The organism is Brevundimonas sp. Root1423, from assembly GCF_001426805.1.
This window is the reverse complement of sequence record NZ_LMFL01000089.1, coordinates 15,948-39,666: the sequence shown is the minus strand read 5'-3', so window position 1 is coordinate 39,666 and position 23,719 is coordinate 15,948. Positions and strand designations below refer to the sequence as shown.

Genomic DNA, 23,719 nt, shown 5'->3' with positions numbered 1-23,719 from the left:
ACGCGATCGCGCGCGTCCACCCCCTGCGTCGGAACGGAGACGTCATGACGGCTGCGAAGACCGACCCCCGCCTGATCGTCGGCCTGGACCTGCCCTCCGTCGACGCCGCCCGCGCCATGGTCGACCGGCTGGGCGAGGCGGTGATCTCCTACAAGATCGGCCTGACCCTCCTGGCCCGTCCCGGAGGCGTCGCCTTCGCCCATGAACTCCGATCGGCGGGCAAATCCGTGTTTCAGGACTGGAAGCTGCACGACATCGGGGCCCAGGTCGAAGGCGCCGCGCGCTCCGTGGCCGAGGGCGGCTGCGACCTGCTGACCGTCCACGCCGAACCCCAGGTGATGCGCGGCGCGGTCAGGGGCCGGGACGCGTCCGGGTCGGACACGAAACTGCTGGCCGTCACCGTCCTGACCAGCCTGTCGGACGCGGACCTGACCGAGCTCGGCTACGGCTTCTCGGCGGCCGAGCTTGTCGAGCGGCGGGTGCGACAGGCGCTGGACTGCGGCGTCGACGGCGTGGTCTCCAGCCCGCTGGAGGCGGCCCGGGTGCGCGAGATCGCCGTCGCGGCGGGCCGGCCCGACTTCCTGATCGTCACCCCGGGCGTGCGGCCCGCCGGCGCCGACAGGGGCGACCAGCAGCGCGTGGCGACGCCCGCCGACGCCCTGCGCGCCGGCGCGACCCATCTGGTCGTCGCCCGGCCGGTGGTCGGCGCTGACGATCCGGCTCAGGCCGCGGCAGCCATCGTCGCCGAGATGAGCGCCGCCTAGCCGCGCTCGCCAGGTTCCTGGCTGTAATACTGCCGGGGCGGCGGCGCTTCACCGCCGATGCCATAGTACTGGTTCGGGGTCATGGGCGCTTCATAGACGGGCGCGGGCGGCGGCTCGGGCGCATAGCCATACGGGGCCGGCTCGGGCGCATGGACATAGGGCTCGCCGTCCCGACCGTCCGGGCGGCAATCGCAATCGCGCCGTCCGTCCATATAGCCCCGGTCGTACTCGCGGGCGCCATATTCGACGTCATGGCCGCCGCGGTCCTCGTACCGCTCTTCCCGGCGCCCATGGTCGGCGTCTCGCCAGACGGCCCCGCCTTCGAACGAACTGTACGCCTCCCGGGACTCGTACCGGTTTTCCTCGTACCGGCTCTCCGCATAGGAATCCCGCCGCTCGCTGTAGCCGTAGCGGCCGCCCCGGTCGGCATCCTCATAGTACCGATTGCCGCAGACGGGGGCGTAGCGCTCGTCGCGCCCGAAGCCGCCCAGCACATAGCCGAACGGAGCCGGTGCGCAGGCGCGGCCCTCATAGGCGACCTCGTTGTAATGGACCGGCCCGCCGTAATAGCCGCCGGCGTCCCCGCCGTAGCCGCCGCCGACATAGACCGTTCCGCCGCCGACCGCGCCCCGCGCGCCGCCGACGCTGTAGGCGCGGGCGTTCAGGTACGAGCGGGCCGAGGCGCTCGCGGATGCGCTGGCGCTGGCGTTCGCATTGACGTTGACGTTGATGTTGCGGTTCCCGCCGCCGCCGCAGCTGCCGCAACCGCCGCCCGGATGGCCGCCATGACCGCCCGTGGGGCCGCTCGCCATGGCGGGGCCGGCGGCGAGGATCAGGAAGGCGGCTCCGGCCGCGACGGTAAGCATACGCATGAGACAGGCTCCGGTGTTGGAGCCATCCTAAGTCTCTGGAAAGAAAAGGGTTCGGATTACACCGCAGGGGTGAAACCGGGACGGCTTCATTCCCCTGTGACCCTCCAATTTAACCTTGCCGGCGCGATGTCCGCCGGATCAGCGGTCATAGAAATAGACATCCGGACAGCCGCAATCGCGGTCATGCTGATGGCGCACCCGCCGCTCGCCGCGCCCTCTCCAGGCCGACGGCGGCCGGTCGTCGTTGTAACCCCACGCGTCCCGATAGCCGGGGCGGGGGGGCGGGTCGTAATGGCCGCCATATCGATAACCCCGGTCATAGCCGTAGGCGCCATGGCCATGGGAGCCGTAGGACCGGTAGCCGCTGCCGTAGCGGACATAGGGCCGCCCATAGCCGGGCGCGGGCACATAGACCTGCGGCCGATCGGAATAGCCGTCGCCCCAGCGTCCGGTCTCGACGTAGGAGCGGGTCTCCACCTCGGACAGCGGCGTCCCGCCAACGGGCCGGCCGTATGCATTGAGATAGATCGGCTGCCCGTAGGTCTGGGCCGAGGCGGCCCCGGCGAGCGCGAGCGTGGCGAGAGCTGCGGCGGCGAGCGGTCGTAACATCGGCGGCGTCTCCTGAACGGAACGGTTAACGCCGTTCGCCCGCCTTCGTTCGCCCGGCCTGGAAATCGGCTTAGAAATCGACCGCCAGACCCTTCTTCTCCCAGTCGCCGTAGCGGGTCGGTTCGGGCCCGCGCGGCCCGCCGTGTTCGGTCTGGGGCTCGGCTGCCGTCGCGGCGGCGCGGCGCCCGGCGGCTTCCAGCAGGGCCCGGCGCGCGGCGTCGCTCAGCGGCCGGTCGGGCGCGGCGTGGGGCACGTCCTGGTTCAGCTGCGGCGCGGCGCCGGGTTCGGGGGTGGGATGATCGGTCACAGCGGCCTCGCCTTGAGCCTGGGCGTTGAACCCCACAAGTTAGGCCTTCTCCCCGAAGGCGCCAGCGGCGTTCCGGTAAAACCGACATGAACCACCTGAAGACCTTCATTCTTCTCGCCGCCCTGACCGCCCTGTTCATGGGCGTCGGCTACATGATCGGCGGCGCGACGGGGATGCTGATCGCCCTGGTCGTCGCCGGCGGCCTGAACCTGTTCAGCTACTGGAACGCCGACAGGATCGTGCTGAAGATGTACCGGGCCCAGCCGGTCGACGAACAGCACCCCAACGCCGTGGTCCGCGCCTATGTCGCCGACGTGGCGCAGATGGCCCGGAACGCCGGCCTGCCCCGGCCCGTCATCGCCATCATCCCCAACGACCAGCCCAACGCCTTCGCCACCGGCCGCAATCCGGCCAACGCCGCCGTCTGCGCCACCACCGGCCTGCTNCGCGGCGTCATGGCCCACGAACTGGCCCATGTGCGGAACCGCGACACCCTGACCATGACGGTCACCGCCACCGTCGCCGGGGCCATCGCCGCCCTGGCCAATTTCGCGATGTTCTTCGGCGGCGGCGACGACCGGGAACGGCCGGGTGGCGTCGTCGGGACCCTGGCCCTGATGATCCTCGCGCCCATGGCCGCCGGCCTGGTGCAGATGGCCATCAGCCGCTCGCGCGAATACGAGGCCGACCGCGTCGGCGCGGACATCGCCGGCGATCCGCATGCGCTGGCCGCGGCGCTGCAGAAGATCGACGCCTCGGCCCGCCGGATCGTCAATCCGACGGCGGAGCGCAATCCGGCCTCGGGCCAGCTGTTCATCATCAACCCCTTGGCAGGCCGCGGGGCCGACAACCTGTTCTCGACCCATCCGGCCACCGGCAACCGGGTGAAGGCGCTGATGGAGATGGGGACGAAGATCGGTCGGGCGCCGCGCCGTGCAGCCTTCGCAGACGCCGCGCCCGGGACGGCGACGACCAGCGTCCCCGTCACGCCCGCCGGCCGCTCGGGCCCCTGGGGCTGATCCTGCCGCATTCCCGCCCTTGCATCGCGGGGCGTCTGGTCCTTTAAGCGCGCGCAACGCCGCCGAACGCCTCCCCGCGTTCTACGAAGGATTCCGCATGACCCAGTCCGCGCCCAAGAAGGTCGTCCTCGCCTATTCCGGCGGTCTCGACACCTCGATCATCCTGAAATGGCTGCAGACCGAATACGGCGCGGAGGTGGTCACCTTCACCGCCGACCTCGGCCAGGGCGAGGAGCTGGCGCCGGCGCGCGAGAAGGCGCTGAAGCTGGGCATCAAGGAAGAGAACATCTTCATCGACGACCTGCGCGAGGAGTTCGTGCGCGACTACGTCTTCCCCATGTTCCGGGCCAACGCCCTGTACGAGGGCCAGTATCTGCTGGGCACCTCGATCGCGCGGCCGCTGATCGCCAAGCGCCAGATCGAGATCGCCCGCATGGTCGGCGCCGACGCCGTCTGTCACGGCGCCACCGGCAAGGGCAACGATCAGGTCCGCTTCGAGCTGGGCTACTATGCATCGGCCATTCGTCGCCCNCGCCAGATCGAGATCGCCCGCATGGTCGGCGCCGACGCCGTCTGTCACGGCGCCACCGGCAAGGGCAACGATCAGGTCCGCTTCGAGCTGGGCTACTATGCGCTCGAGCCCGACATCCGCGTCATCGCGCCGTGGCGCGAATGGGCCTTCAAGTCGCGCGAGCACCTGCTGGACTTCGCCGAGAAGCACCAGATCCCGATCGCCAAGGACAAGCGCGGCGAGGCCCCGTTCAGCGTCGACGCCAACCTTCTGCACAGCTCCTCCGAGGGCAAGGTGCTTGAGGATCCGTCGGTCGAGGCCCCCGAATTCGTGCACCAGCGCACCCTGTCGCCGGAGGACGCGCCCGACGTCGCCACCGTCATCACCATCGGCTTCGAGAAGGGCGATCCTGTCTCGATCAACGGCGACGCCATGTCGCCGGCGACCCTGCTGACCGCCCTGAACCAGTACGGCCACGACAACGGCATCGGCCGGCTGGACCTGGTCGAGAACCGCTTCGTCGGCATGAAGTCGCGCGGCGTCTATGAGACCCCCGGCGGGACCATCCTGCTGGCCGCCCACCGTGGGATCGAGTCCATCACCCTCGACGGCGGGGCCATGCATCTGAAGGACGAGCTGGCGGTCAAATACGCCCATCTGGTCTACAACGGCTTCTGGTTCTCGCCCGAGCGCGAGATGCTGCAGGCGGCCATCGACCATTCGCAGGCGAAGGTCTCGGGCACGGTGCGGGTCAAGCTGTACAAGGGCAACGCGACCGTCATCGGTCGCGAGAGCGCCGAGAGCCTGTACGACCAGGAGCTGGTCACCTTCGAGGACGGCGCCGTGGCCTATGACCAGAAGGACGCCGCCGGCTTCATCAAGTTGAACGCCCTGCGCCTTCGGGTGCTGGGCAAGCGGGACGCGCGCGACCGGGGCTGATCCCGGGAGATTGGCCTCGCTCCGTTCCGGAATATCCGTCATCCTGCGGACGGGAGCACGGGCTCCTTCCCCGCACCAGGAACCGTCATGTCCATCCGAATGATCCTCGCCGCCTCGGCCGCCCTGGCCTTCGCCGTCCCCGCCTTCGCCCAGGACGGGCCCGCTGCGCCGCCGGCCGCCGAAGCGGTCGATCCGGCCGAAGCCGCGCTGGACGCGAAGGGCGAAGCCTTCGGCGCCCGCATGGAAGCCATGGGCGGTGAAATGCAGGCCGCCGTCACCGCTGCGGCGGGCGATACGGCCGCCGCCGACGCCGCGCTGGACGCCATCGTCGCGCGCTACCAGCCTGACGCCGACGCCTTCAGCGCCGAGCTCAAGGCGTTCTTCGACGCGAAGGCGGCCGCCGGGACCGAGGAAGAGAAGGCGGAGATGGCGTCGGCGGCCTCGACCGTCGTGCCCATGATCCAGGGCCTGCCGGCCATGGTGCGCGGCCAGATCACACAGGCCGCCGCGGCCGCGGCGGCGCCCGCCGCGCCTGCGACGCCGCAATAAGTTATTGATCCGGAAGGCGGCGGCTCCGGGTCCGCCGCCTTACCGCGATTTCACTTGAGAGCGGACGGCGTTCGGCGGAACCTCGGTGGGCTCGCTCAAGGAACCCGACCGATGATCAAGGCCCTCTCCCTCGCCGCCGCCCTGGCCCTGCTGCCGCTCTCGGCCGCCGTCGCCGAGGACGCGCGCGGCCCGTCCGAGGACGCGCTGGAAGCCGCCGCCAACGCATTCGAGGCGCGCATGGAGGCCTTCGGCGAACGCGCCGAGGCCATTTCCGAAGACAAGAGCCTGACCGAGGATCAGCGCGAGCTCCGCATCGCCGCTCTCTGGACCGAATATCAGCCCGACGTCACCGCCTTCACCACCGTGGCCACGCAGCACGCCTCGTCGATCGCCGCCGAGGCCCTGGCCGCGATCGATGTGAATGCGATCGTCGCCGAGGCCCTGGCCGGGGTCGATGTCGGCGCGGTCGTCTCGGACGCCATGGCCCAGGTCCCGGGCGCCCTGGCCGTCGCCCAGGGCATCGCCACGAACGGCTCCTGGGCCTCCAACGATCCGGAACACATGGTCACCTACGGCCTGGTCGCCGAATACGCCGTCGGCGAGGCCATGGATTCGCTGGACGAAGCGCAGGTCGAAGTCGCCGCCGGCCGCGCCGAAGACGCTGACGAAACGGACGAAGCCCCGGAACACGACGACGGGACCTGATCGGCCGGTCTGACATGGCGCCCGGGGGGCGCGCCGACAGGAGAGAGCCATGCCTTCCGGTCTGATCCTCGCCCTTGCCGCCGGCCTCGCCATCGGCGCTCCCGCCCTCGCACAGGATGCGGCGCCGGCGCCCGCCCGGGCCCTCGCCCCGTCCGACGCCGACATCAACACCGCGGCGGATGCGTTTCGCACCCAGGTCGAGGCGATGAACGCCGAGGTCCGCGCCGCCGTGCAGGCCGCCGGATCCAGCCGCCGCCGGGCGTCGGCGCGCGTGGAGGAAGTCCTGGCGCGGTATCAGCCGGGGTTCGAGAGTTTCGCCGTCCAGCTCGAGGCCTGGTTCAGCCGGCGCGCCGCGGCGGCGGCCACGGACGAAGCCCGCGCCTCGATCGTCCAGACCGGCGCCGCCAGCGTCGCCCGGGTCCGCGGCGTCCCCGATCAGGTCCGCGCCGGTCTGGCGCAACAGGCCCGCTCCGCGCCCGAGCAACCGCGCAACACCCAGCCCTCCACCGGCTACTGAGCCGCCCGACAGGCTTGACCGCAACCGCCGCCCGCCCGACAGGACGGCATGGCCAGCCTTCCCGTCGATCCGCACCTGTATCTGACCTTCCTCGGGGTCATGACGGTGATGGCGATCACCCCGGGGCCGGCCAACATCTTCTCGGTCGCCAACGGGGTCCAGCGCGGCAAGGCCGGGGCGCTTCTGGGCGTGGTCGGCATGAACGCCGCCACCCTGGTCTGGTTCGCAGCCGCCGCCCTTGGGCTGGGGGCCCTGGTGATCGCCTTTCCGCAGGTGTTCCGGCTGATCTCGATCGGCGGCGCCCTCTATGTGGCCTGGCTGGGACTCAACGCCCTGCGCGGCGCCTTCCGCACCGCCGCGGACCCCGATGCGCCGACCGTCCGGATGGGGCGCAGCGCCCTGGTCGACGGCTTCATGGTCCAGATCGCCAACCCCAAGGCCATACTCTTCTTCACCGCCGTCCTGCCGCCCTTCCTCGACGTGAACCGCCCCGCGGTCCCCCAGCTGGCCCTGTTCGCCCTCGCCACCATCGGCATGGACGTGCTTTCGATGTCCGCCTACGGTCTGGGGGGAGCCGCCCTTGCGCGGCGCATGAACGAGCCACGTTTCCGCAAGGGTTTCGCCCTCATGACCGGTGTTTTGCTGCTGGCCGCCGCCGTCCTTATTGTTTCGCGTTTATAAGGGCTTGCGGCCAGACGGAACCGCGCTGTTCATGTCCCGTTCAGCAGGCAGGGCGCGTCATGACGCGTCAAGGAGAGTTCCCATGAGATACCGGTTCCTCAAGCCCGTGCTACTGGCGGCGACGGCGGCCCTGGCCCTGTCCGCCTGCGCCACGGCCACCCCCTACGGACCCGCCGGCGTCGACAGCCGCTATGGCTATTCCGAACAGCGCGTCGACGCCGACCGCTACCGCGTCAGCTTCTCGGGCAATTCCGTCACCTCGCGCGACCAGGTCGAGATGGCCCTGCTGCTGCGCGCCGCCGAGATCACCCGCGAAAACGGCTATGACTGGTTCGCCACGGTCAACCGCGCCACCGACCGCGACGTCCGCCTGCAGGCCACGCCCGACCCCTTCTACTACGACCGGTACGGCCCCTACTGGGGTCCGTCGTGGCGCTACTATCGCCGCGGCTACTGGAGCCCGTGGGGCGATCCGTTCGCCCGCGATTTCGACGTGCGCGAGATCGACCGCTTCGAGGCCTCCGCCGAGATCGTCATGGGCCGCGGCCCCAAACCGGCCGGCGACCCCAACGCCTTCGACGCTGGCGAGGTCATCTCCAACCTCGGCCCCCGCGTCACCCGGCCGATGTAACCCTGACCTCCCCGCTTCGGCGGGGAGAGTTCAGCCCACGCGCGGCGACTTGAGCCGGCGCTTGTTGACGTGGGTTTCCGGCGCCGCGCCGAGATCCTCGGGAATCTCGCCCTTGAAATAATAGCGCTGCCACGCCTCCTTGGCGGCGTCCGGGTCGCCCGAGGCCAGCCGTTTGTTGAAGTCGGTGCGGGCCCGGTTCCAGGCCTCGAATTGGCCGTGCATGACCGGATTGGACTCCAGCGACCGGATCACCGGCTGCATGGTCTCGACCTTGCGGTGCTCGATCGGGGTGATGAAGCAGAAGGGTTCGCCCTTCTCGAACTTCACCCGGCCGGGCCGGGTGAAGAGCCAGTTCATGGTGAAGGGGAAGGGCAGCCAGTCGGTCTCGATCAGGCCGGTCAGCGGCTGGATGCCGTCCTTCATGTGGTTGGGCGAGCCGCCGGCCAGAAGGCCCCAGCCCGGCGGCGTGCGGAACAGATACTGCGGATGCATGGTCAGGACCCCGCGCGAGAAATGCGAGGTCACCACATGGGTCAGGTCGGCGGTCGGACGCTCGGGCGTGATGACGATGTCCGCTTGGCTGGGTCCGCCGTTCCATTCGGCGGTGAAGGTCAGGGGGCACAGGAGCTCCCAGCCCGTGGTGTTGGCCATGGTCAGCGGCAGGCAGCGATAGGGGTGGCGGCTGGCGAAGGCGTCCATCCAGTTGCGCGACTGGCGTCCGGGCACCAGGTCCGGCGGCGTCTGCGTCATCGGATAGCATTCGAGTTCCACGAGCGGGCTCCGGGCGGTATCGAGTGACGTTTCCATCCCTAGCGGCCCCTCATGACCGAAGACAAGACGCCCGAGCCCGCCTTCGACCGCGATCGCCTGATGGCGTGGATGGATGACCATGGCGTCGCCCGGACCACCCACGACCACCCGGCCGTCTTCCGCGTCGAGGAGGGGCTGGAGCTCAAGGCCGCCATGCCCGGCGCCCACACCAAGAACCTGTTCCTCAAGGACAGGAAGGGCCGGCTGTGGCTGATCTCGGCGCGTCAGGACACGGTCGTCGATCTGAAGCGCGCGCCCCGGACGATCGGCTCGGACAAACTATCCTTCGGCGCCGAGGCCCTGCTGTACGAGACCCTGGGCGTGCGCGGCGGCTCTGTCACGGCCCTGGGCCTGATCAACGACCCCGACCGGCGGGTGACCTTCGTCCTCGACAAGGCCCTGTGGGATGCCGATATCGTCAATTTCCATCCCCTGACCAACACCGCGACGACGGCGCTGGATCAGGCCGCGTTCCGGCGCTTTCTGTCGTTGATCGGGCGGGAGCCGATGGTGGTGGATTTCAGTCAACTGGCGGCCTGACGCCCGCTTCCGGGACCGGCCCAAGGGATCCGCGTGCGAACCCGGCGCCGACGCCGCGCAGCGGATTCCGGCATGCGCCTCTCGCGGCCCACATCCCTCATCCAGATCATGGAATAGACTCGGTATGGCCAAGCCATCATTGTGGGCGGGATCGCGCTGTTATGCGGCGCCCTCCCCTATCGATTAAGCGCACGTCTGGATTTGAGCATGCGCCCGGGGCGCCGGCGGGACGGGACAAGACGATGAAACCGACCTCCGGCAGACTGCGCCGCGCGGCGTTGCTCAAGCGGCTGGGCCCGGGGCTCATAACGGGCGGGGCTGGCGACGATCCGAGCGGCATCGCCACCTATTCGCAGGCCGGCGCGCAGTTTGGCGTCAACATGCTTTGGGCCATGGTCTTCCTGTATCCGCTGGTGTCCTCGATCCAGCTGATCAGCGCCAGGATCGGCCGCGTCACCGGACATGGTCTCGCCGCCAATCTGCGTCGGGTGTTTCCACAGCCCGTGGTCACCGCCCTGGTGGCGCTCCTGTTCATCGCCAACACGATCAACATCGGCGCGGATCTCGCCGCGATGGGCGCGGCGGCGGAACTGGCCCTGGGCTGGGGGCGTCACGTCTTCACCCTGGTCTTCGCGGGCGTATCCCTGACGCTTCAGATCCTGGTGCCCTATCATCGCTATGTCCGCTTCCTCAAATGGCTGACGCTGGCGCTGCTGGCCTATTTCGCCGTCGCGCTCACGGTGCATGTCGACTGGGGCGAAGTCGCGCGGCGCACCGTCATGCCGCAGCTCTCGCTCACCGGGGCGGCGGTGACGATGATCGTGGCGCTCTTCGGCACCACGATCAGTCCCTACCTGCTGTTCTGGCAGGCGTCCGAGGAAGTCGAGGACGACGAGGCCGATCCGACGACGGACCCGCTGATCGAGCATCCCGAACAGGGGCCTTCCCAGCTCAGCCGCATCCGCTGGGACACCTATTTCGGCATGGGCTTCGCCAATCTGGCCGCCTTCTTCATCATCCTGACCACGGCCGTCACCCTGCACGCCGCGGGCGTGACCAACATCCAGACCTCCGCTGACGCGGCCCGCGCGCTGCGTCCGATCGCGGGCGACCTGGCCTATGGGCTGTTCAGCCTGGGCGTCATCGGCGCCGGCCTCCTCGCGGTGCCCGTGCTGGCGGGATCGGCGGCCTATGCCGTCTGCGAATCGCGCGGCTGGCCGGTCGGGCTCGAGCACAAGCCGCGCGACGCGGTGGGCTTCTACGCGGTGATCGGGCTGGCGGTCCTGGTCGGCGTGGCGGTCGATTATTCGCCGCTCGATCCCATCAAGGCGCTGTTCTGGAGCGCCGTGGTCAACGGCGTGATCGCGGTGCCCCTGATGGCCGCGATGATGATCGTCGCGTCGCGTCGCGACGAAATGGGCGCGTTCGTCGCCCCGCTGCCGCTGCGCCTGACGGGCTGGTTCGCGACCGGCTGCATGGCCGCTGCGGCGATTGCGATGTTCGCCATGATCTGATGCCGGTTTAAGCCCCTGCGACATCCGGAAGATCCGGCCTTCTCCAGCCGGACCCGCTCTTCCCGTCCACGCGCCGATCGGGGTCGATTTCGGCGGTCTGATCCACCCCGGCGGTTCTATCGCGGCGCGTCCGGTGCTAGAGGCGGCGCGTCTCCCCGACCCCTCACGCCAGATACGGACGCCGCCATGCCCGCCGCTCCCGACTTTCCCCCCGCGCCGGACCGCGTGGCGCCGAAGCGCGCCCTGATCTCCCTGTCCGACAAGGCCGGGCTGCAAGAGGCCGCCCGCACCCTGCACGGCCTCGGCGTCGAACTGGTCTCGACCGGCGGCACCCGCGCCGCGATCGCCGGCTTCGGCGTACCGGTGAAGGACGTCGCCGACCTGACCGGCTTCCCCGAGATGATGGACGGCCGGGTCAAGACCCTGCATCCCGTGGTCCACGGCGGCCTGCTGGGGGTGCGCGGCGCCGCCGCCCACGCCGAGGCCATGACCACCCACGGCATCGGCCCCATCGATATCGTCTGGGTCGACCTGTATCCGTTCGAGGCCACGGTCGCTTCGGGCGGCGGCTTCGACGCCGTGGTCGAGAACATCGACATCGGCGGCCCGGCCATGATCCGCTCGGGCTCGAAGAACCACGGCTATGTCGCCGTCTGCGTCGACCCGGCCTCGGTCGCCGAACTGCTGGAGGCCCTGAAGGCCGAGGGCGCCACCACCCTGGCCCTGCGCAAACGCCTCGCCGCCCGCGCCTTCGCCCGCACGGCCGCCTATGACGCCGCCGTCTCCGGCTGGTTCGCCGGCCAGGTCGGCGACGCCGCCCCGGCGCGCAAATCGATCAGCGGCGCCCTGGCCCAGACGCTGCGCTATGGCGAGAACCCGCACCAGACCGGCGCCTTCTACCGTACCGGCGACGCGCGACCCGGCGTCGCCCACGCCCGCCAGCTGCAGGGCAAGGAGCTGGGCTACAACAACATCGCCGACGCCGACGCCGCCTATGAGCTGGTGGCCGAGTTCGAGAGCCCCGCCTGCGTCATCGTCAAACACGCCAATCCCTGCGGCGTGGCCGTGGGCAATGACCTGTCGGCCGCCTACGCCCGCGCCCTGGAATGCGACGCCGTCTCGGCCTTCGGCGGGGTGGTCGCGGTGAACCGGCCGCTGTCGGGCGCCGATGCGAAACTGATCACCGACATCTTCACCGAGGTGGTCATCGCCCCCGGCGCCGACGACGAGGCCCAAGCGATCTTCGCCGCCAAGAAGAACCTGCGCCTGCTGCTGACCGACGGCCTGCCCGACCCGCTGGCCGCCGGCGAGGTGTTCCGCTCGGTGGCCGGCGGCTTTCTGGTCCAGTCGCGCGACCGCAGCCGCATCGCCGCCTCCGATCTGAAGATCGTCACCCGTCGCCAGCCGACGCCGCAGGAGATCGAGGACATGCTGTTCGCCTTCACCGTGGCCAAGCATGTGAAATCCAACGCCATCGTCTATGCGAAGGACGGCCAGACCGCCGGCATCGGCGCCGGCCAGATGAACCGCCGCGACTCGGCCCGCATCGCCGCCATCCGCGCCCGCGAGGCTGGCGAGGCCAAGGGTCTGGCGCATTCGCTGGCGGAGGGCTCCGCCTGTGCTTCGGAAGCCTTCTTCCCCTTCGCCGACGGTCTTCTGGAAGCGGTCGCGGCGGGCGCAACGGCGGTGATCCAGCCCGGCGGCTCGATCCGCGACGACGAGGTCATCGCCGCCGCCGACGAGGCCGGGGTAACGATGGCTTTTACGGGAGTGCGGGTCTTCCGGCACTAGCCGCGCTCCCTCTCCCCTTGCGCCGACGGGCGAGGGGTCGCACCGCCGGCCCGGCAACGCCCGTGAAACCCCTCATCCGACCCGCTACGCGGGCCGCCTTCTCCCGCAAGGGGAGAAGGGATAGGTGAAAGCCATGCAAACCCTCTCCCAGCGCTGGTCGATGCTCGAGCCGCACACGACCGTCGTCGGCCCCGACGACGACCGGGCGCGCCCGACCGTCATCCTGTTCCACGGCTGCGGCGGCCTGCGTGATCACCTGCCCCGCTACGCCGCGGCCGCTGTCGCCGCGGGCTGGCGCGCCGTGATCGTCGACTCCTATGCGCCGCGCGGCTGGAGCCGCCAGTTCGCCATGGCCATGGTTTGCACGGGCGTCCTGCTGCACGGCTCGCAGAGGGCGGGCGACGTGCTGGCCGCCTTGCACGGCGTGTCGCGACGGCCCGACGTCGACGCCTCGAAGATCGTGCTGGCCGGCTGGAGCCATGGCGGCTGGGGCATCATGGAGGCGATGAGCTCGCCACGCGGGCGCCGCATGCTGGGCGTCGAGGACCCCGGGGCTGTCCCGCTCGACGGCGTGGTCGGCGCCTATCTGGCCTATCCCTACGTCGGCGTCGGCGCGGTGAACCGGATGCGGCCATGGACCCATTGTCCGAAGACCCTGGCCGTGATCTCGCGCACCGATCACCTCACCACCGTCCGCAACGCCGAGCGCGTGCACGACATGGTCCGCCGCTGCGGGGTCGAGGTCGAGACCTGGATCGCCGACGGCACCCATTCCTTCGACGAGCCCATGACGGCGCCGCCGATGCGTTATCATCCCGAACTGGCCGACGAGGCCGTGCGGCGCTTCACCGCCCTGCTGAACGACGTCGCCGTGGCGCCGAAGGTCTAGCGCGGCTCGATCGTCACCTCGGCCCGGATCGAGTTCGCGATGTAGCAGGCGCTGTGAGCCCGGTGATGCAGATCGTCGATGGCGACGGCGTCGGGCGTCTGGTCGCCGGAGAACACGACGGCGGGCCTCAGCGCGACGGTCGTGATCGAGGTCTTGCCGCGTTCGTCCCGCGCCAGAACTCCGACCGCCTCGTCGCGGTAGGAATCGACGGTGAAGCCGGCCCTGGCCGCAAAGGCGAGGAAGAACAGCATGTGGCAGCTGCTCAGGGCCGCCACGAGCGCCTCCTCAGGGTCGACCGCGGCCGGATCCGACAGCGGCGCCGGCACGAGGGCGGACGGCGCAGACGAGCCGCGCACCACCGCCCCGCCGTCGAAGCGCCAGTCGTGGGCGCGCGAGTAGCGGGCGCCGGTGAAATCCTGATCGCCGCGGCTCCATTCCACGGTGGCGAGATGTTCACTCATGACGGTTTCCCTGCGGTGATGACCGAACCGTGTAGCGCCGGAACCCTCCCGACCCAAGCCTGCGCCTTGCTCCCGCCCCCGACCCGCCTTATCCCGCTGACATGGCCGCGCCCCTGATCTGCCCCTCGATCCTCGCCAGCGACTTCGCCCGCCTCGGCGAGGAGGTTCGCGCGCTCGACGCCGCGGGCGCCGACTGGATTCACGTCGACGTGATGGACGGGCATTTCGTGCCCAACATCACCATCGGCCCGGATGTGGTGAAGGCGCTGCGTCCGCACACCGCCCTGCCGTTCGACGTCCACCTGATGGTCGCCCCGGTCGATCCCTGGCTGGAGGCCTATCGCGAGGCCGGGGCCGATATCCTCACGGTCCATCCGGAAAGCGGGCCGCACCTGCACCGGACCCTGGGCCGCATCCGCCAGCTGGGGGCGAAGGCCGGCGTGGTCCTGAATCCGGGGACGCCGCTCGGCGTTCTGGAAGACGTCATCGACCTGGTCGACCTGGTGCTGCTGATGTCGGTCAACCCGGGCTTCGGCGGCCAGTCCTTCATCGCCGCCACCCTGCGCAAGATCGAGCGGGCCCGCGCCCTGCTCGACGCCGCCGGATCAAAGGCGCACCTGCAGGTCGACGGGGGGGTCACCGCCGCCAACGCCGGCGCCTGCGTCGCCGCGGGCGCCGACGCCCTGGTCGCCGGCACCGCCGTGTTCCGGGGCGGGCCGTCCGCCTACGCCGCCAACATCCAGGCCCTGAAGGCAGCGTGAGCCCTCTCGGCCCCTTCGCCCGCCCCGAAGCCGACAGTCCCGCGCCGGGACAGATTCCGGGCCTGCGCGGCGCCCCGATGCGGACGCCGGTCCGGACCAGCGGCGCGTCCAGCGGACCCGGCCTCTGGCCCGCCGTCATCGGTCGCCTGCTGACCCGCCAGCTGTGGATCGAACTCTATGGCCTGCCCGGCTACAGCCTGACCCTGAAGGGCCGCCCGGCCCAAGGCTTCGCGGCCACGCCGCGCGACTTCCGTCCGGTCGATCCCGCCCAAGGCAAGACGGTGCTCGGCGGAAAATTCGCGCTCGCCGGATCCAGCCTCGAGGCCGCCGCGCCCGCCGACCCCTGGAACCGGGCCAGCCCGACCCGCGCCTTCGCGGTCGAGCTGCACAGCTTCGCCTGGCTGCCGTCGCTGATGCTGCAGGGCGAGCGCGGCGCGCGCGAGGCGGTGCGGCTGACCCTGGCATGGGCCGACGCCTTCGCCCGCTGGTCGCCCTTCGCCTGGGGTCCCGAGATCCTCGCCCGGCGCACCATCAACCTGGCCTGCGCCGCCCGCCGCATGGGCCAGGTGGCGACGGAGGCCGAGCGGCTCCGGCTGGCCGACATCCTCGGCCGGCAAGGCCGTCAGCTCCTGCGGCCCCCCGGCGGTCTCGCCGGCAAGGCCGGGCGCCTGACCGCCGCCGCCATCGCCGGCTGCACCCTCGCCGGCGGGACGGGCGCCGGTCTGCGGCGCTCCGCCCTGCGCGGCCTGCCCGGCGCGCTGGACCGCACCGTCGGCCCCGACGGCGGCCACGCCAGCCGCAGCCCGGAAGCCGGGCTCGAACTGTTGCTCGACCTGCTGACGCTGGACGACGCCCTGTCGCAGGTCTCGGAAGCGACCCCCGACGCCGTGCGCGCCACGATCCGGCGCCTGACCCACGCCCTGCGGCTGCAGACCCTGCCCGACGGCCGGCTGATCACCCTGCAGGGCGGCGGGCCCTCGACGGCCGCCCGGGTCGCCGCCGGCCGGGCCCATGACGACGCCCACAGCGACGCCGTCAGCGGCACGGTCGCCGGCGTCGCCCGCATCCGCAGCCCCCTGCTGACGATCGCCGCCGACATCGCCGCCCCCGCGCGCGGCGCCTGGTCCGGCGCGGCCTGCGCCCAGCCGATGGCGCTGGAGATCGTCTGCGGCAAGGACCGGATCGTCACCGGCTGCGGCTGGACCCCGCGCGCCCCCGATCGCCAGGGCCTGCGCCTCGCCCCCGGCCATTCGACCCTCACCCTGGGAGAAGGCTCGACCGGCGAACCCCTGGGCGGCTGGCGCGGCGAGCTGCTGGGCCATCGTCTGGTCGGCCGGCCGCTGCACCTCGCCGTCGACCAGCGCGACGGCGAGGGCGCGGTCTGGCTCGAGGTCGAACACGACGGCTGGGTTCACGACTACGGCCTGCTGCACCAGCGCCGCCTCTATCTGGACCAGCGGCTCGACGAACTGCGCGCCGAGGAACGGCTGCACCCCGCCCCCGGCCACAGGGACGTGGTCCGCGCCATCGCCGCCCCCTATGCCGTACGCTTCCAGCTCGAACCCGGCGTTCAGGCCTCTCTGGCCCGCGACCGCCGCTCCATCCTGCTGCGCGGCCATTCAGGCCGGGGCTGGTGGTTCCGCACCGACGGGCCGGACGTGGCCATCGAGCCTTCCGTCCATATCGACGAGGGGCTGAGCCGTCGCTCGCTGCAGATCGTGGTGCGCGGCTCGGCCCGCACCGATTCCGAAACCAAGATCCGCTGGAAACTGAGCCCCGCCGGGGCGGGCGGCGATCCTTCCTGACCGCCGCCCTTGAGACGAACGGTCGCCGCGACCATCTGGGGACTGCCGCGTTACCTTTCGGACCACCGACCCCCCAAGGACGATCATGAGCCTCGCCGACCCCATCACCCTGCCGGATGACCTGATCAAGGACGGCTCCGACGCCGGCTTCATGACCGACGTCATCGAGGCCTCGAAGACCCAGCCCGTGCTGGTCGATTTCTGGGCCACCTGGTGCGGGCCGTGCCGGACGCTGACGCCGATGATCGAAAAGGCCGTGCGCGCCGCCGGCGGGGCCGTCAAACTGGTCAAGATCGATGTCGACAAGAACCCGGCCTACGCCGGCCAGCTGCGCGTCCAGTCGATCCCCACCGTCTACGCCTTCGTCAACGGCCAGCCGGTCGACGGCTTCCAGGGCGCCGTGCCCGACAGCCAGCTCAAGGCCTTCATCGACAAGCTGACCGGCGGCGAGAGCGCCAACTCCGACATCGAACAGCTGCTGTCCCTGGGCGAGGAGTCCCTGTCGCTGAACGACCTCGGCGGCGCGGCCCAGGCCTTCGCCCAGCTGCTGACGCTGGAGCCGGCCAACGAAAAGGCCATCGCCGGCATGGCGCGCGTCTATCTCGCCGACGGCGACACGGACCAGGCCCGCCAGACCATCGCCATGGCGCCGCAGGATTCCAGAGAGCCGACGGTCCAGAGCGTGCGTGCGCAGTTGTCGCTCGCCTCGGCCGCCCCGAGCGGCGCCGCATCCGAACTGGAAGCCCGGGTCGCCGCCGATCCGGCCGACCATCAGGCCCGCTACGACCTGTCCTTGGCCCAGGCCGCGGCCGGCGATCTGCAGGGGGCGGTCGAGAGCCTGCTGGCCATCGTCGCCGCCGACCGGGAGTGGAACGACCAGGCCGCCCGCAAACAGCTGCTGGTCGTGTTCGACGCCGCCGGCGGGGCGTCCGAGGTCGCCCGCGACGGGCGCCGCCGCCTGTCCTCCATCCTGTTCGCATAGGAGACCCGGGTGGCGCAGGGATATGTGAAGGCCGTCGACCTGCCGCAGGTGATCCCGGTGTTCCCGCTGCCGGGCGCCATCCTGCTGCCGCGCGGCCAGCTGCCCCTGAACATCTTCGAGCCGCGCTATCTGAACATGGTCGACGACGCCATGGCCGGCGACCGCATCATCGGCATGCTGCAGCCCCAGGTGGGGCCGCGCCGTCTGCCCAGCCTGGCCCCGGTCGGCTGCGCCGGCCGCATCACCAGCTTCGCCGAGACCTCGGACGGCCGCTATCTGATCACCCTGACCGGCTGCGCCCGCTTCCGTCTGGCCAGCGAACTGCCCGCCCAGACGCCCTATCGCCAGATCCGCGCCGACTTCGCCCCCTTCGAGAACGACCTCAGCGCGCCGCCCGTCGATGACGTCGGCCTTGACCGGGACGGCCTGCTGGACGCCCTGCGCGCCTATCTCGAGACGCGCGGCCTCGACATAGACTGGGACACCGCCGAGACCGCCCCGCCCGAGGCCCTGATCAACAGCCTGTCCATGGCCCTGCCGTTCGAGCCGCCGGAGAAACAGGCCCTGCTGGAAGCCGTCAGCCTGACCGACCGCTCCGCCGTCCTGACCGCCCTGCTGACCATCGACGCCGCCAGCGACGGCGAGGGCGAGACGCCGTCGATCCAGTGAGGGCAGGGGCTGGCGGCTGGTGATTGGTGCGCGGCATTCCGGCTGTCGCCAACACTGCCTCGGCGCCCTACGGTCTTCCTCGTCACCAGCCACTAGCCACCGAGCCATGTCCGACACCTTCCACACCCCCGCCTCGGTCGATCCCCGCCTGCTGGAAGTGCTGGTCTGCCCGGTCACGCGCGGCAAGCTGACCTATGACCGCGAGCGTCAGGAGCTGGTGTCGAAGGGCGCGAAGCTGGCCTATCCGATCCGCGACGGCGTGCCGATCATGCTGCCGGAAGAGGCGCGGACGCTGGACTAACGCCACTCCGCTCATCCCGGCGAAAGCCGGGTTGAGCGGAGAGAAAACTAGACCGCCTCGCCCCTCAGCAACCGCGGCAAGTCCCCCGTCGCCCCGCCCGCCTCGTGCATGAAGGCGCGGCGCAGGGCCGGGATGCGATTGACGGCGGCGATGCCCAGACCCCGGGCCAGGCGCACCGGCGCGACGTCGTTCGAGAACAGCCGCACGAAGGCGTCGAACCCCGCCGCCAGGGCGACGTTGTCGAACCGCCGCCAGCGGGCGTAGCGGTCCAGCACCGTCTCCGAGCCGATGTCCTCGCCCAGCCGCATGGCCTCGACCAGCACCTCGGCCAGGGCGGCCGCGTCCTTCAGCCCCATGTTCAGCCCCTGGCCCGCCACCGGATGCACCCCGTGGGCGGCGTCGCCGATCAGGGCGGCGCGCGGGCCGGTCAGGGCCTCGGCCAGCTGCAGCGACAACGGATAGACGAAGCGCGGCCCGACCACCGTCACATCCTCGAGGAAGTCGCCGAACCGCCGCATCAGATGCGACTGGAAGGCGGCGTCCGAGGCGGCCTTCAGCGCCTCCGCCCGGCGCGTCGTCTCGGTCCACACCAGGCTGGCGCGCTGTTCCGTCAGCGGCAGGATGGCGAACGGGCCAGAGGGCAGGAAATACTCATGGGCGACATTGCCATGGTCCCGGCCCAGGGACACGGTCGCCACGACCCCGCTCTGTCCATAGCCCCAGCCGACCGTCTCGATGCCCGCGCTTTGTCTCACAGGCGAGAAGCGGCCCTCCGCGCCCACGACCAGGGGCGCCTGAAGCCGGGAGCCGTCCGTCAGCGTCACGGTCGAAAGACCGGGCCCGGCTTCGATCCTGGCGGCGGCGGCGGGCGCCCGGATCTCGATCCCGGCGGCCGTGACGGCCTCGGCCAGCGCCGTCCGGATACGCCGGTTCTCGACCATATAGCCGAGGGGCTCGCCGTCGGTGCGGTCGCCGATCTCGTCGGCGTCGAAGCGCAGGAAGGCGGATCCGGCGGGCCGCGACGCCGCCCCCGGCCGCCGCCCGTCGGTGACCAGAATCCGGTCCATCCGGCAGGCGTGGGGCCGCAGGGCCGCGCCGACCCCCAGCGCGTCCAGCATGCGGAAGGTCGAGAAGGCGATGGCCGTCGACCGTCCGTCGAACGTCGGCGCCAGCTGCAGCGAGAACGGCTGCGGATCGAACAGCACGACCTTCAGCCCGCCCTGTGCGGCGGCAAGGGCGAAGGTCGCCCCGGCCAGGCCGGCGCCGGCGATGATGACGTCATGACGGTCGGGCGTGCTCATGCCGCGGTTGTCGCGCCGGATCGGGGGCGCGTCCAGTGCCGCAAGGTCGCGGTTCGACGGAGCTGGTAAACAGCCTCTTAACCCTGCGAGGGCGACAATGACGGTTCAGTTCGATCCTCCGGAGTCCGTCGCCGCAATGTCCGCCGCCCTCGCCATCGGCCATCGCGCCTTCGAGAGCGCCCGCATCGTCTGGGGCGCGCCCATCGCCATCAAATTCCGCGGCGTGCTCCAGGCCCTGCTGGCGGCGCTGCTGCTGGCCGCCCTGGTGTCGTGGAATCCGGCCGATCCCAGCCTCAACGCCGCCTCCGGCGTCGCCCCGACCAACTGGCTGGGCCTGAACGGCGCCCTGTTCGCCGACCTGTTCATGCAGTCGCTGGGCCTGGCCGCCTTTCCCGCCGCCCTGCTGCTGATCGCCTTCGGTCTGGCCGCGGCCATCGGCGACGTGATCCAGCAACGGCTCAAGCCCACGGCGTTGAAGGCGCTCTCGGCCGCCGGCGGCGTCCTGGCCCTGTCCGCGGCCCTGTCGGCGCTGGCCCCGCCCGCTGCCTGGCCGCTGGCCGCGGGCCTCGGCGGCCTGTGGGGCGACGCCATCGTCGGCCTGATCCGCATGGCCTGCACGGCCCTGCGCCTTCCCGGCGCTCCGGTCATCGCCGGCGTGCTATTCCTGCCCATGGCGCTGTGGGCTATCGGTTACGCCATCGGCCTGCGCGCGTCCGACCTCGGCGACGCCTTCGCCTGGGCCCGCAGCGGCCGCTCCATGGCCCCGCCTCCGGCGAAAGCCCGCCGCGCCGCCGTCAAGGCGCCGCCCCGCCCGCGCCCGGCGCCCGAACCCGACGACTATGCCCCGATCGGGCTCGACGCGCGGGATGAGCCGCCGTGGGACGGTCCCNGGTCCCGTCCCCGCCCGCGACGCGCCCGAGCCGAAGGTCGCCGCCGCCAAGGCCCCCAAGGCCTCGAAGCGCGAGCTCGACGACAGCCAGGCCGCCTTCGACTTCGCCCGGCCTTCCGGCGGATTCGAACTGCCGCCGCTGGGCATGCTGACCAAGCCGGCCAAGCGGGTCGCCTCGGTCGACGAGGAGGCGCTGAAGCAGAACGCCAAGATGCTGGARGGCGTGCTGCAGGAATTCGGCGTGCGCGGCGTCATCGACCAGATCCGCCCSGGCCCCGTCGTCACCCTGTACGAACTGGTGCCSGCSCCCGGSGTMAAGCACGGCCGCGTSGTGGCCCTGTCCGACGACATCGCCCGCTCCATGTCCGCCCGCGCCTGCCGCATCTCGGTCGTCCCCGGCCGCAACGCCATCGGCATCGAACTGCCCAACGCCAGGCGCGAGACCGTCTATCTGCGCGACCTGCTGGCCTCGACCGAATACGACAAGCCCGCCCACCTGCTGCCGCTGGCCCTGGGCGAGACCATCGGCGGCGAGCCCTATGTCGCCGAYCTGGCGCGCATGCCCCACCTGCTGATCGCCGGCACCACCGGCTCGGGCAAGTCGGTCGGCGTCAATGCGATGATCCTGTCGATCCTCTACCGGATGACGCCGGCCGAGTGCCGCTTCATCATGATCGACCCCAAGATGCTGGAGCTGTCGGTCTATGACGGCATCCCGCACCTGCTGGCCCCGGTCGTCACCGATCCCAAGAAGGCCGTCGTCGCACTGAAATGGACCGTGCGCGAGATGGAGGACCGCTATCGCCGCATGTCCAAGCTCGGCGTGCGCAATATCGCCTCCTACAACGAGCGCGCCCGCGAGGCCGTGGCCAAGGGCGAGCATTTCGAGCGCACCGTCCAGACCGGCTTCGACGACCAGGGCCGTCCCGTCTACGAGTCCGAGAAGATCCGCCCCGAACCCCTGCCCTTCCTCGTCGTCGTCATGGACGAGATGGCCGACCTGATGCTGGTCGCCGGCAAGGACGTCGAGGGCGCGGTGCAGCGTCTGGCCCAGATGGCCCGGGCCGCCGGCATCCACCTGATCATGGCCACCCAGCGCCCGTCGGTCGACGTCATCACCGGCACCATCAAGGCCAATTTCCCGACCCGGATCAGCTTCCAGGTCACCTCGAAGATCGACAGCCGCACCATCCTCGGCGAACAGGGCGGCGAACAGCTGCTGGGCCAGGGCGACATGCTCTACATGGCCGGCGGCGGCCGCATCACCCGCCTGCACGGCCCGTTCGTGACGGACCAGGAGGTCGACGAGGTCTGCAAACACCTGCGCGGCCAGGCCGAGCCCGACTACCTCGACCTGATCACCGACGATCCGGACGGCGACGGCGACGCGGCCTTCGACGACGAGGGCGGCGGCGGCTCGGGCGACGACCTCTACGACCGCGCCGTGGCCGTGGTCACCCGCGACCGCAAGGCCTCGACCAGCTACATCCAGCGCCGCCTSCAGATCGGCTACAACCGCGCCGCCTCCCTGATCGAGCGGATGGAGCAGGAGGGCGTCGTCANACCGCGCCGTGGCCGTGGTCACCCGCGACCGCAAGGCCTCGACCAGCTACATCCAGCGCCGCCTGCAGATCGGCTACAACCGCGCCGCCTCCCTGATCGAACGGATGGAGCAGGARGGCGTCGTCAGCCMGGCCAACCACGCCGGCAAGCGCGACATCCTCGCCGGCCCGCCGCCWATGTAGCAGTCGGCGGGAGCCCATCGCGCTGATTTCACACGGCTTTCCATTTTTTTCGCCCTTATTCCTGGCGCCCTCGGCGGCGGCGGTATGATGGAGGGTCGCTGTTTCGCGGCGCTGGAAGGAGAGGGAAAAGAGTCCGATGTGTCCGCAATGTCCCCTGTTTGCGAGCGGACTCTCCCTCCGGTTCTGCGCAACGGAGCGGCCCTGTCCGCGTTCGTCAGGGCCCGCCGTCCCCGGGTGAAGCTGAACAGGGCTTCATCGCAGCGCCGGAATATGGTCAGGCTCGGGCCATGCCCCGGCCTTTCGCGTTCCGCATGACGGCATGATCGACAACCATCCCGAACGGGAGAAGACCCCTATGACCGTCTCGCGCCGCGCCTTCGCTCTTGGATCCGCCGCCCTCGCCGCGGTCGCCGCCCTGCCGGCGGCCGCCCAGTCCGGCCTGTCGGCCGAGGACCGCGCCGTCGTGGCCCAGGCCCAGGCCTATCTGCAGGGCCTGACCTCGGCCCGGGGCAATTTCGTCGAGACCTCGGGGGCCCAGCGCCGCGAGGGCCGCTTCTGGCTGCAGCGCCCGGGCAAGATGCGCTTCGAATACACCAACCCGGCCGGCCTGCTGGTCGTGTCGGACGGTTCGAACGTCAAACGCTACGACCCGCGCCTGAACGTCTTCCGTCAGGTGCCGCTGGGTTCGACCCCGCTGTCGACCTTCCTCGCCCGGACCGTGCGTCTGGACCAGGGCGTGCGCATCGACCGCGTGACCCGCATGGCCTCGGGCGCCTTCGCCATCACCGCCCGGGACAACCGTCGTCCCAATGACGGTTCGGTCATCCTGTCCTTCGCGGGTTCGCCCCTGCGTCTGCACGAATGGACGATCACCGACGCCCAGGGCGGCCGCACCCGCACCCAGCTGACCTCTCTGCAGCCGGCCCCCGGCCTCGCCGCCAGCCTGTTCCAGCTCAGCGATCCGACGCGCCGCCCCCGCCGGAGCTGATTCCCGCCCGAGGGGAGTTTGACATTTTTTCCGGCGCGTGGCACTTTGGCAACAGGTCGGCGGGAGTCGGCCTGACCGCTACGGATTTCATCCCCTTCCCGGCGGCGAGAGACGAACCTTCCAGCGCCCGGTCCCTCCGATCGGGCGCTTTTTTGTGTGCTAGAGCCCA

25 protein-coding genes and 4 pseudogenes are annotated in these 23,719 nt (G+C 70.8%); 23 read left to right on the top strand and 6 right to left on the bottom strand.

Features of this window, described 5'->3' with window-relative positions; all coding sequences use genetic code 11:
- The first annotated feature begins 44 nt into the window (after positions 1–44).
- Positions 45–764 (top strand): orotidine-5'-phosphate decarboxylase, encoded by a 720-nt coding sequence (pyrF, locus tag ASD25_RS28640; protein WP_055831884.1) that lies wholly within the window; start codon positions 45–47, stop codon positions 762–764.
- Here pyrF and ASD25_RS28635 read toward each other — a convergent pair.
- The 3 genes from ASD25_RS28635 to ASD25_RS28625 form a co-directional block, all read right to left on the bottom strand.
- A complete protein-coding gene (locus tag ASD25_RS28635) occupies positions 761–1,636 on the bottom strand; it encodes a hypothetical protein (RefSeq protein WP_156377021.1) in 876 nt (291 codons plus the stop codon). The two genes, pyrF and ASD25_RS28635, sit on opposite strands and share 4 nt — an antisense overlap.
- A 138-nt stretch (positions 1,637–1,774) precedes the next feature.
- Positions 1,775–2,245 carry a hypothetical protein gene (locus ASD25_RS28630; RefSeq protein WP_055831880.1) on the bottom strand — a complete coding sequence of 157 codons (471 nt, stop codon included), beginning with the start codon at positions 2,243–2,245 and terminating at the stop codon, positions 1,775–1,777.
- Positions 2,246–2,315: 70 nt separating this feature from the next.
- Entirely contained in the window at positions 2,316–2,552 is a 237-nt protein-coding gene (locus ASD25_RS28625) for a DUF1674 domain-containing protein (protein WP_055831995.1), read from the bottom strand.
- An 86-nt stretch (positions 2,553–2,638) separates the two neighbouring features.
- Here ASD25_RS28625 and ASD25_RS32740 point away from each other — a divergent pair.
- The 9 genes and pseudogenes from ASD25_RS32740 to ASD25_RS28590 form a co-directional block, all read left to right on the top strand.
- Positions 2,639–2,997, top strand: a pseudogene (locus ASD25_RS32740) (M48 family metalloprotease); the annotation flags it as partial.
- Between the two features lies 1 nt (position 2,998).
- A partial coding sequence (locus ASD25_RS32735) for a M48 family metalloprotease (RefSeq protein ID WP_235562919.1) occupies positions 2,999–3,571 on the top strand: 573 nt, incomplete at its 5' end.
- A gap of 97 nt (positions 3,572–3,668) precedes the next feature.
- Positions 3,669–4,102, top strand: a pseudogene (locus ASD25_RS30910) (argininosuccinate synthase domain-containing protein); the annotation flags it as partial.
- 1 nt (position 4,103) lies between these two features.
- Positions 4,104–5,021 (top strand): argininosuccinate synthase (locus ASD25_RS28615; protein ID WP_156389508.1); only part of this gene is annotated, 918 nt, incomplete at its 5' end.
- Between the two features lie 87 nt (positions 5,022–5,108).
- Positions 5,109–5,570, top strand: coding sequence for a hypothetical protein (locus ASD25_RS28610; RefSeq protein WP_055831874.1), 462 nt, complete (start codon positions 5,109–5,111; stop codon positions 5,568–5,570).
- 111 nt (positions 5,571–5,681) lie between these two features.
- A complete protein-coding gene (locus ASD25_RS28605) occupies positions 5,682–6,275 on the top strand; it encodes a hypothetical protein (protein WP_055831872.1) in 594 nt (197 codons plus the stop codon).
- A gap of 49 nt (positions 6,276–6,324) precedes the next feature.
- The gene (locus ASD25_RS28600) at positions 6,325–6,792 is read left to right on the top strand and encodes a hypothetical protein (protein WP_055831869.1); all 468 of its coding nucleotides are present in this window, start codon (positions 6,325–6,327) and stop codon (positions 6,790–6,792) included.
- A gap of 48 nt (positions 6,793–6,840) precedes the next feature.
- The gene (locus tag ASD25_RS28595; protein ID WP_055831867.1) at positions 6,841–7,473 is read left to right on the top strand and encodes a LysE family translocator; all 633 of its coding nucleotides are present in this window, start codon (positions 6,841–6,843) and stop codon (positions 7,471–7,473) included.
- An 82-nt stretch (positions 7,474–7,555) separates the two neighbouring features.
- A complete protein-coding gene (locus ASD25_RS28590) occupies positions 7,556–8,104 on the top strand; it encodes a hypothetical protein (protein ID WP_055831865.1) in 549 nt (182 codons plus the stop codon).
- 30 nt (positions 8,105–8,134) lie between these two features.
- Here the strand turns inward: ASD25_RS28590 and ASD25_RS28585 are convergent, their stop codons facing one another.
- Entirely contained in the window at positions 8,135–8,875 is a 741-nt protein-coding gene (locus ASD25_RS28585; protein WP_055831864.1) for a DUF6065 family protein, read from the bottom strand.
- 51 nt (positions 8,876–8,926) lie between these two features.
- Here ASD25_RS28585 and ASD25_RS28580 point away from each other — a divergent pair, with 51 nt between their 5' ends.
- The 4 genes from ASD25_RS28580 to ASD25_RS28565 all read left to right on the top strand — a co-directional run bounded on the left by ASD25_RS28580 (position 8,927) and on the right by ASD25_RS28565 (position 13,648).
- Positions 8,927–9,454, top strand: coding sequence for a prolyl-tRNA synthetase associated domain-containing protein (locus tag ASD25_RS28580; protein WP_055831862.1), 528 nt, complete (start codon positions 8,927–8,929; stop codon positions 9,452–9,454).
- Positions 9,455–9,696: 242 nt separating this feature from the next.
- Positions 9,697–10,968: an NRAMP family divalent metal transporter gene (locus ASD25_RS28575; RefSeq protein ID WP_055831860.1), complete on the top strand. Its 1,272-nt coding sequence runs from the start codon at positions 9,697–9,699 to the stop codon at positions 10,966–10,968.
- Between the two features lie 186 nt (positions 10,969–11,154).
- Positions 11,155–12,759 (top strand): bifunctional phosphoribosylaminoimidazolecarboxamide formyltransferase/IMP cyclohydrolase, encoded by a 1,605-nt coding sequence (purH, locus tag ASD25_RS28570; protein WP_055831858.1) that lies wholly within the window; start codon positions 11,155–11,157, stop codon positions 12,757–12,759.
- Between the two features lie 133 nt (positions 12,760–12,892).
- Positions 12,893–13,648, top strand: a complete 756-nt coding sequence (locus ASD25_RS28565) for a dienelactone hydrolase family protein (RefSeq protein WP_055831856.1) — start codon at positions 12,893–12,895, stop codon at positions 13,646–13,648.
- On the opposite strand, the gene ASD25_RS28560 is transcribed toward ASD25_RS28565, so the two are convergent.
- A complete protein-coding gene (locus ASD25_RS28560) occupies positions 13,645–14,109 on the bottom strand; it encodes an OsmC family protein (protein WP_055831854.1) in 465 nt (154 codons plus the stop codon). The genes ASD25_RS28565 and ASD25_RS28560 overlap by 4 nt on opposite strands.
- A gap of 101 nt (positions 14,110–14,210) precedes the next feature.
- Between ASD25_RS28560 and rpe the strand changes: the two genes are divergently transcribed.
- From rpe to ASD25_RS28535, 5 genes are all read left to right on the top strand, one after another.
- Complete coding sequence (gene rpe / locus ASD25_RS28555; protein WP_055831851.1) at positions 14,211–14,870, top strand: ribulose-phosphate 3-epimerase; 660 nt, start codon at positions 14,211–14,213, stop codon at positions 14,868–14,870.
- The gene (locus ASD25_RS28550) at positions 14,867–16,675 is read left to right on the top strand and encodes a heparinase II/III family protein (RefSeq protein ID WP_055831850.1); all 1,809 of its coding nucleotides are present in this window, start codon (positions 14,867–14,869) and stop codon (positions 16,673–16,675) included. The genes rpe and ASD25_RS28550 overlap by 4 nt, the downstream gene beginning before the upstream one ends.
- Before the next feature lie 85 nt (positions 16,676–16,760).
- Positions 16,761–17,657, top strand: a complete 897-nt coding sequence (gene trxA, locus ASD25_RS28545) for a thioredoxin (RefSeq protein WP_055831848.1) — start codon at positions 16,761–16,763, stop codon at positions 17,655–17,657.
- Positions 17,658–17,666: 9 nt separating this feature from the next.
- Positions 17,667–18,326: an LON peptidase substrate-binding domain-containing protein gene (locus ASD25_RS28540; protein ID WP_055831846.1), complete on the top strand. Its 660-nt coding sequence runs from the start codon at positions 17,667–17,669 to the stop codon at positions 18,324–18,326.
- Between the two features lie 106 nt (positions 18,327–18,432).
- Positions 18,433–18,627, top strand: a complete 195-nt coding sequence (locus ASD25_RS28535; RefSeq protein WP_055831844.1) for a Trm112 family protein — start codon at positions 18,433–18,435, stop codon at positions 18,625–18,627.
- Between the two features lie 47 nt (positions 18,628–18,674).
- On the opposite strand, the gene ASD25_RS28530 is transcribed toward ASD25_RS28535, so the two are convergent.
- Positions 18,675–19,928 (bottom strand): UbiH/UbiF/VisC/COQ6 family ubiquinone biosynthesis hydroxylase, encoded by a 1,254-nt coding sequence (locus ASD25_RS28530; RefSeq protein ID WP_055831842.1) that lies wholly within the window; start codon positions 19,926–19,928, stop codon positions 18,675–18,677.
- Here ASD25_RS28530 and ASD25_RS32730 point away from each other — a divergent pair.
- From ASD25_RS32730 to ASD25_RS28520, 4 genes and pseudogenes are all read left to right on the top strand, one after another.
- Positions 19,927–20,817 (top strand): annotated as a pseudogene (locus ASD25_RS32730) (DNA translocase FtsK 4TM domain-containing protein); the annotation flags it as partial. The gene ASD25_RS28530 and the pseudogene ASD25_RS32730 overlap by 2 nt on opposite strands.
- 1 nt (position 20,818) lies before the next feature.
- Positions 20,819–22,379 (top strand): annotated as a pseudogene (locus tag ASD25_RS28525) (DNA translocase FtsK); the annotation flags it as partial.
- 9 nt (positions 22,380–22,388) lie between these two features.
- The gene (locus tag ASD25_RS33510) at positions 22,389–22,562 is read left to right on the top strand and encodes a DNA translocase FtsK (RefSeq protein WP_200943756.1); all 174 of its coding nucleotides are present in this window, start codon (positions 22,389–22,391) and stop codon (positions 22,560–22,562) included.
- A 355-nt stretch (positions 22,563–22,917) separates the two neighbouring features.
- Positions 22,918–23,550, top strand: coding sequence for an outer membrane lipoprotein carrier protein LolA (locus tag ASD25_RS28520; protein WP_055831991.1), 633 nt, complete (start codon positions 22,918–22,920; stop codon positions 23,548–23,550).
- Positions 23,551–23,719 lie beyond the last annotated feature (169 nt).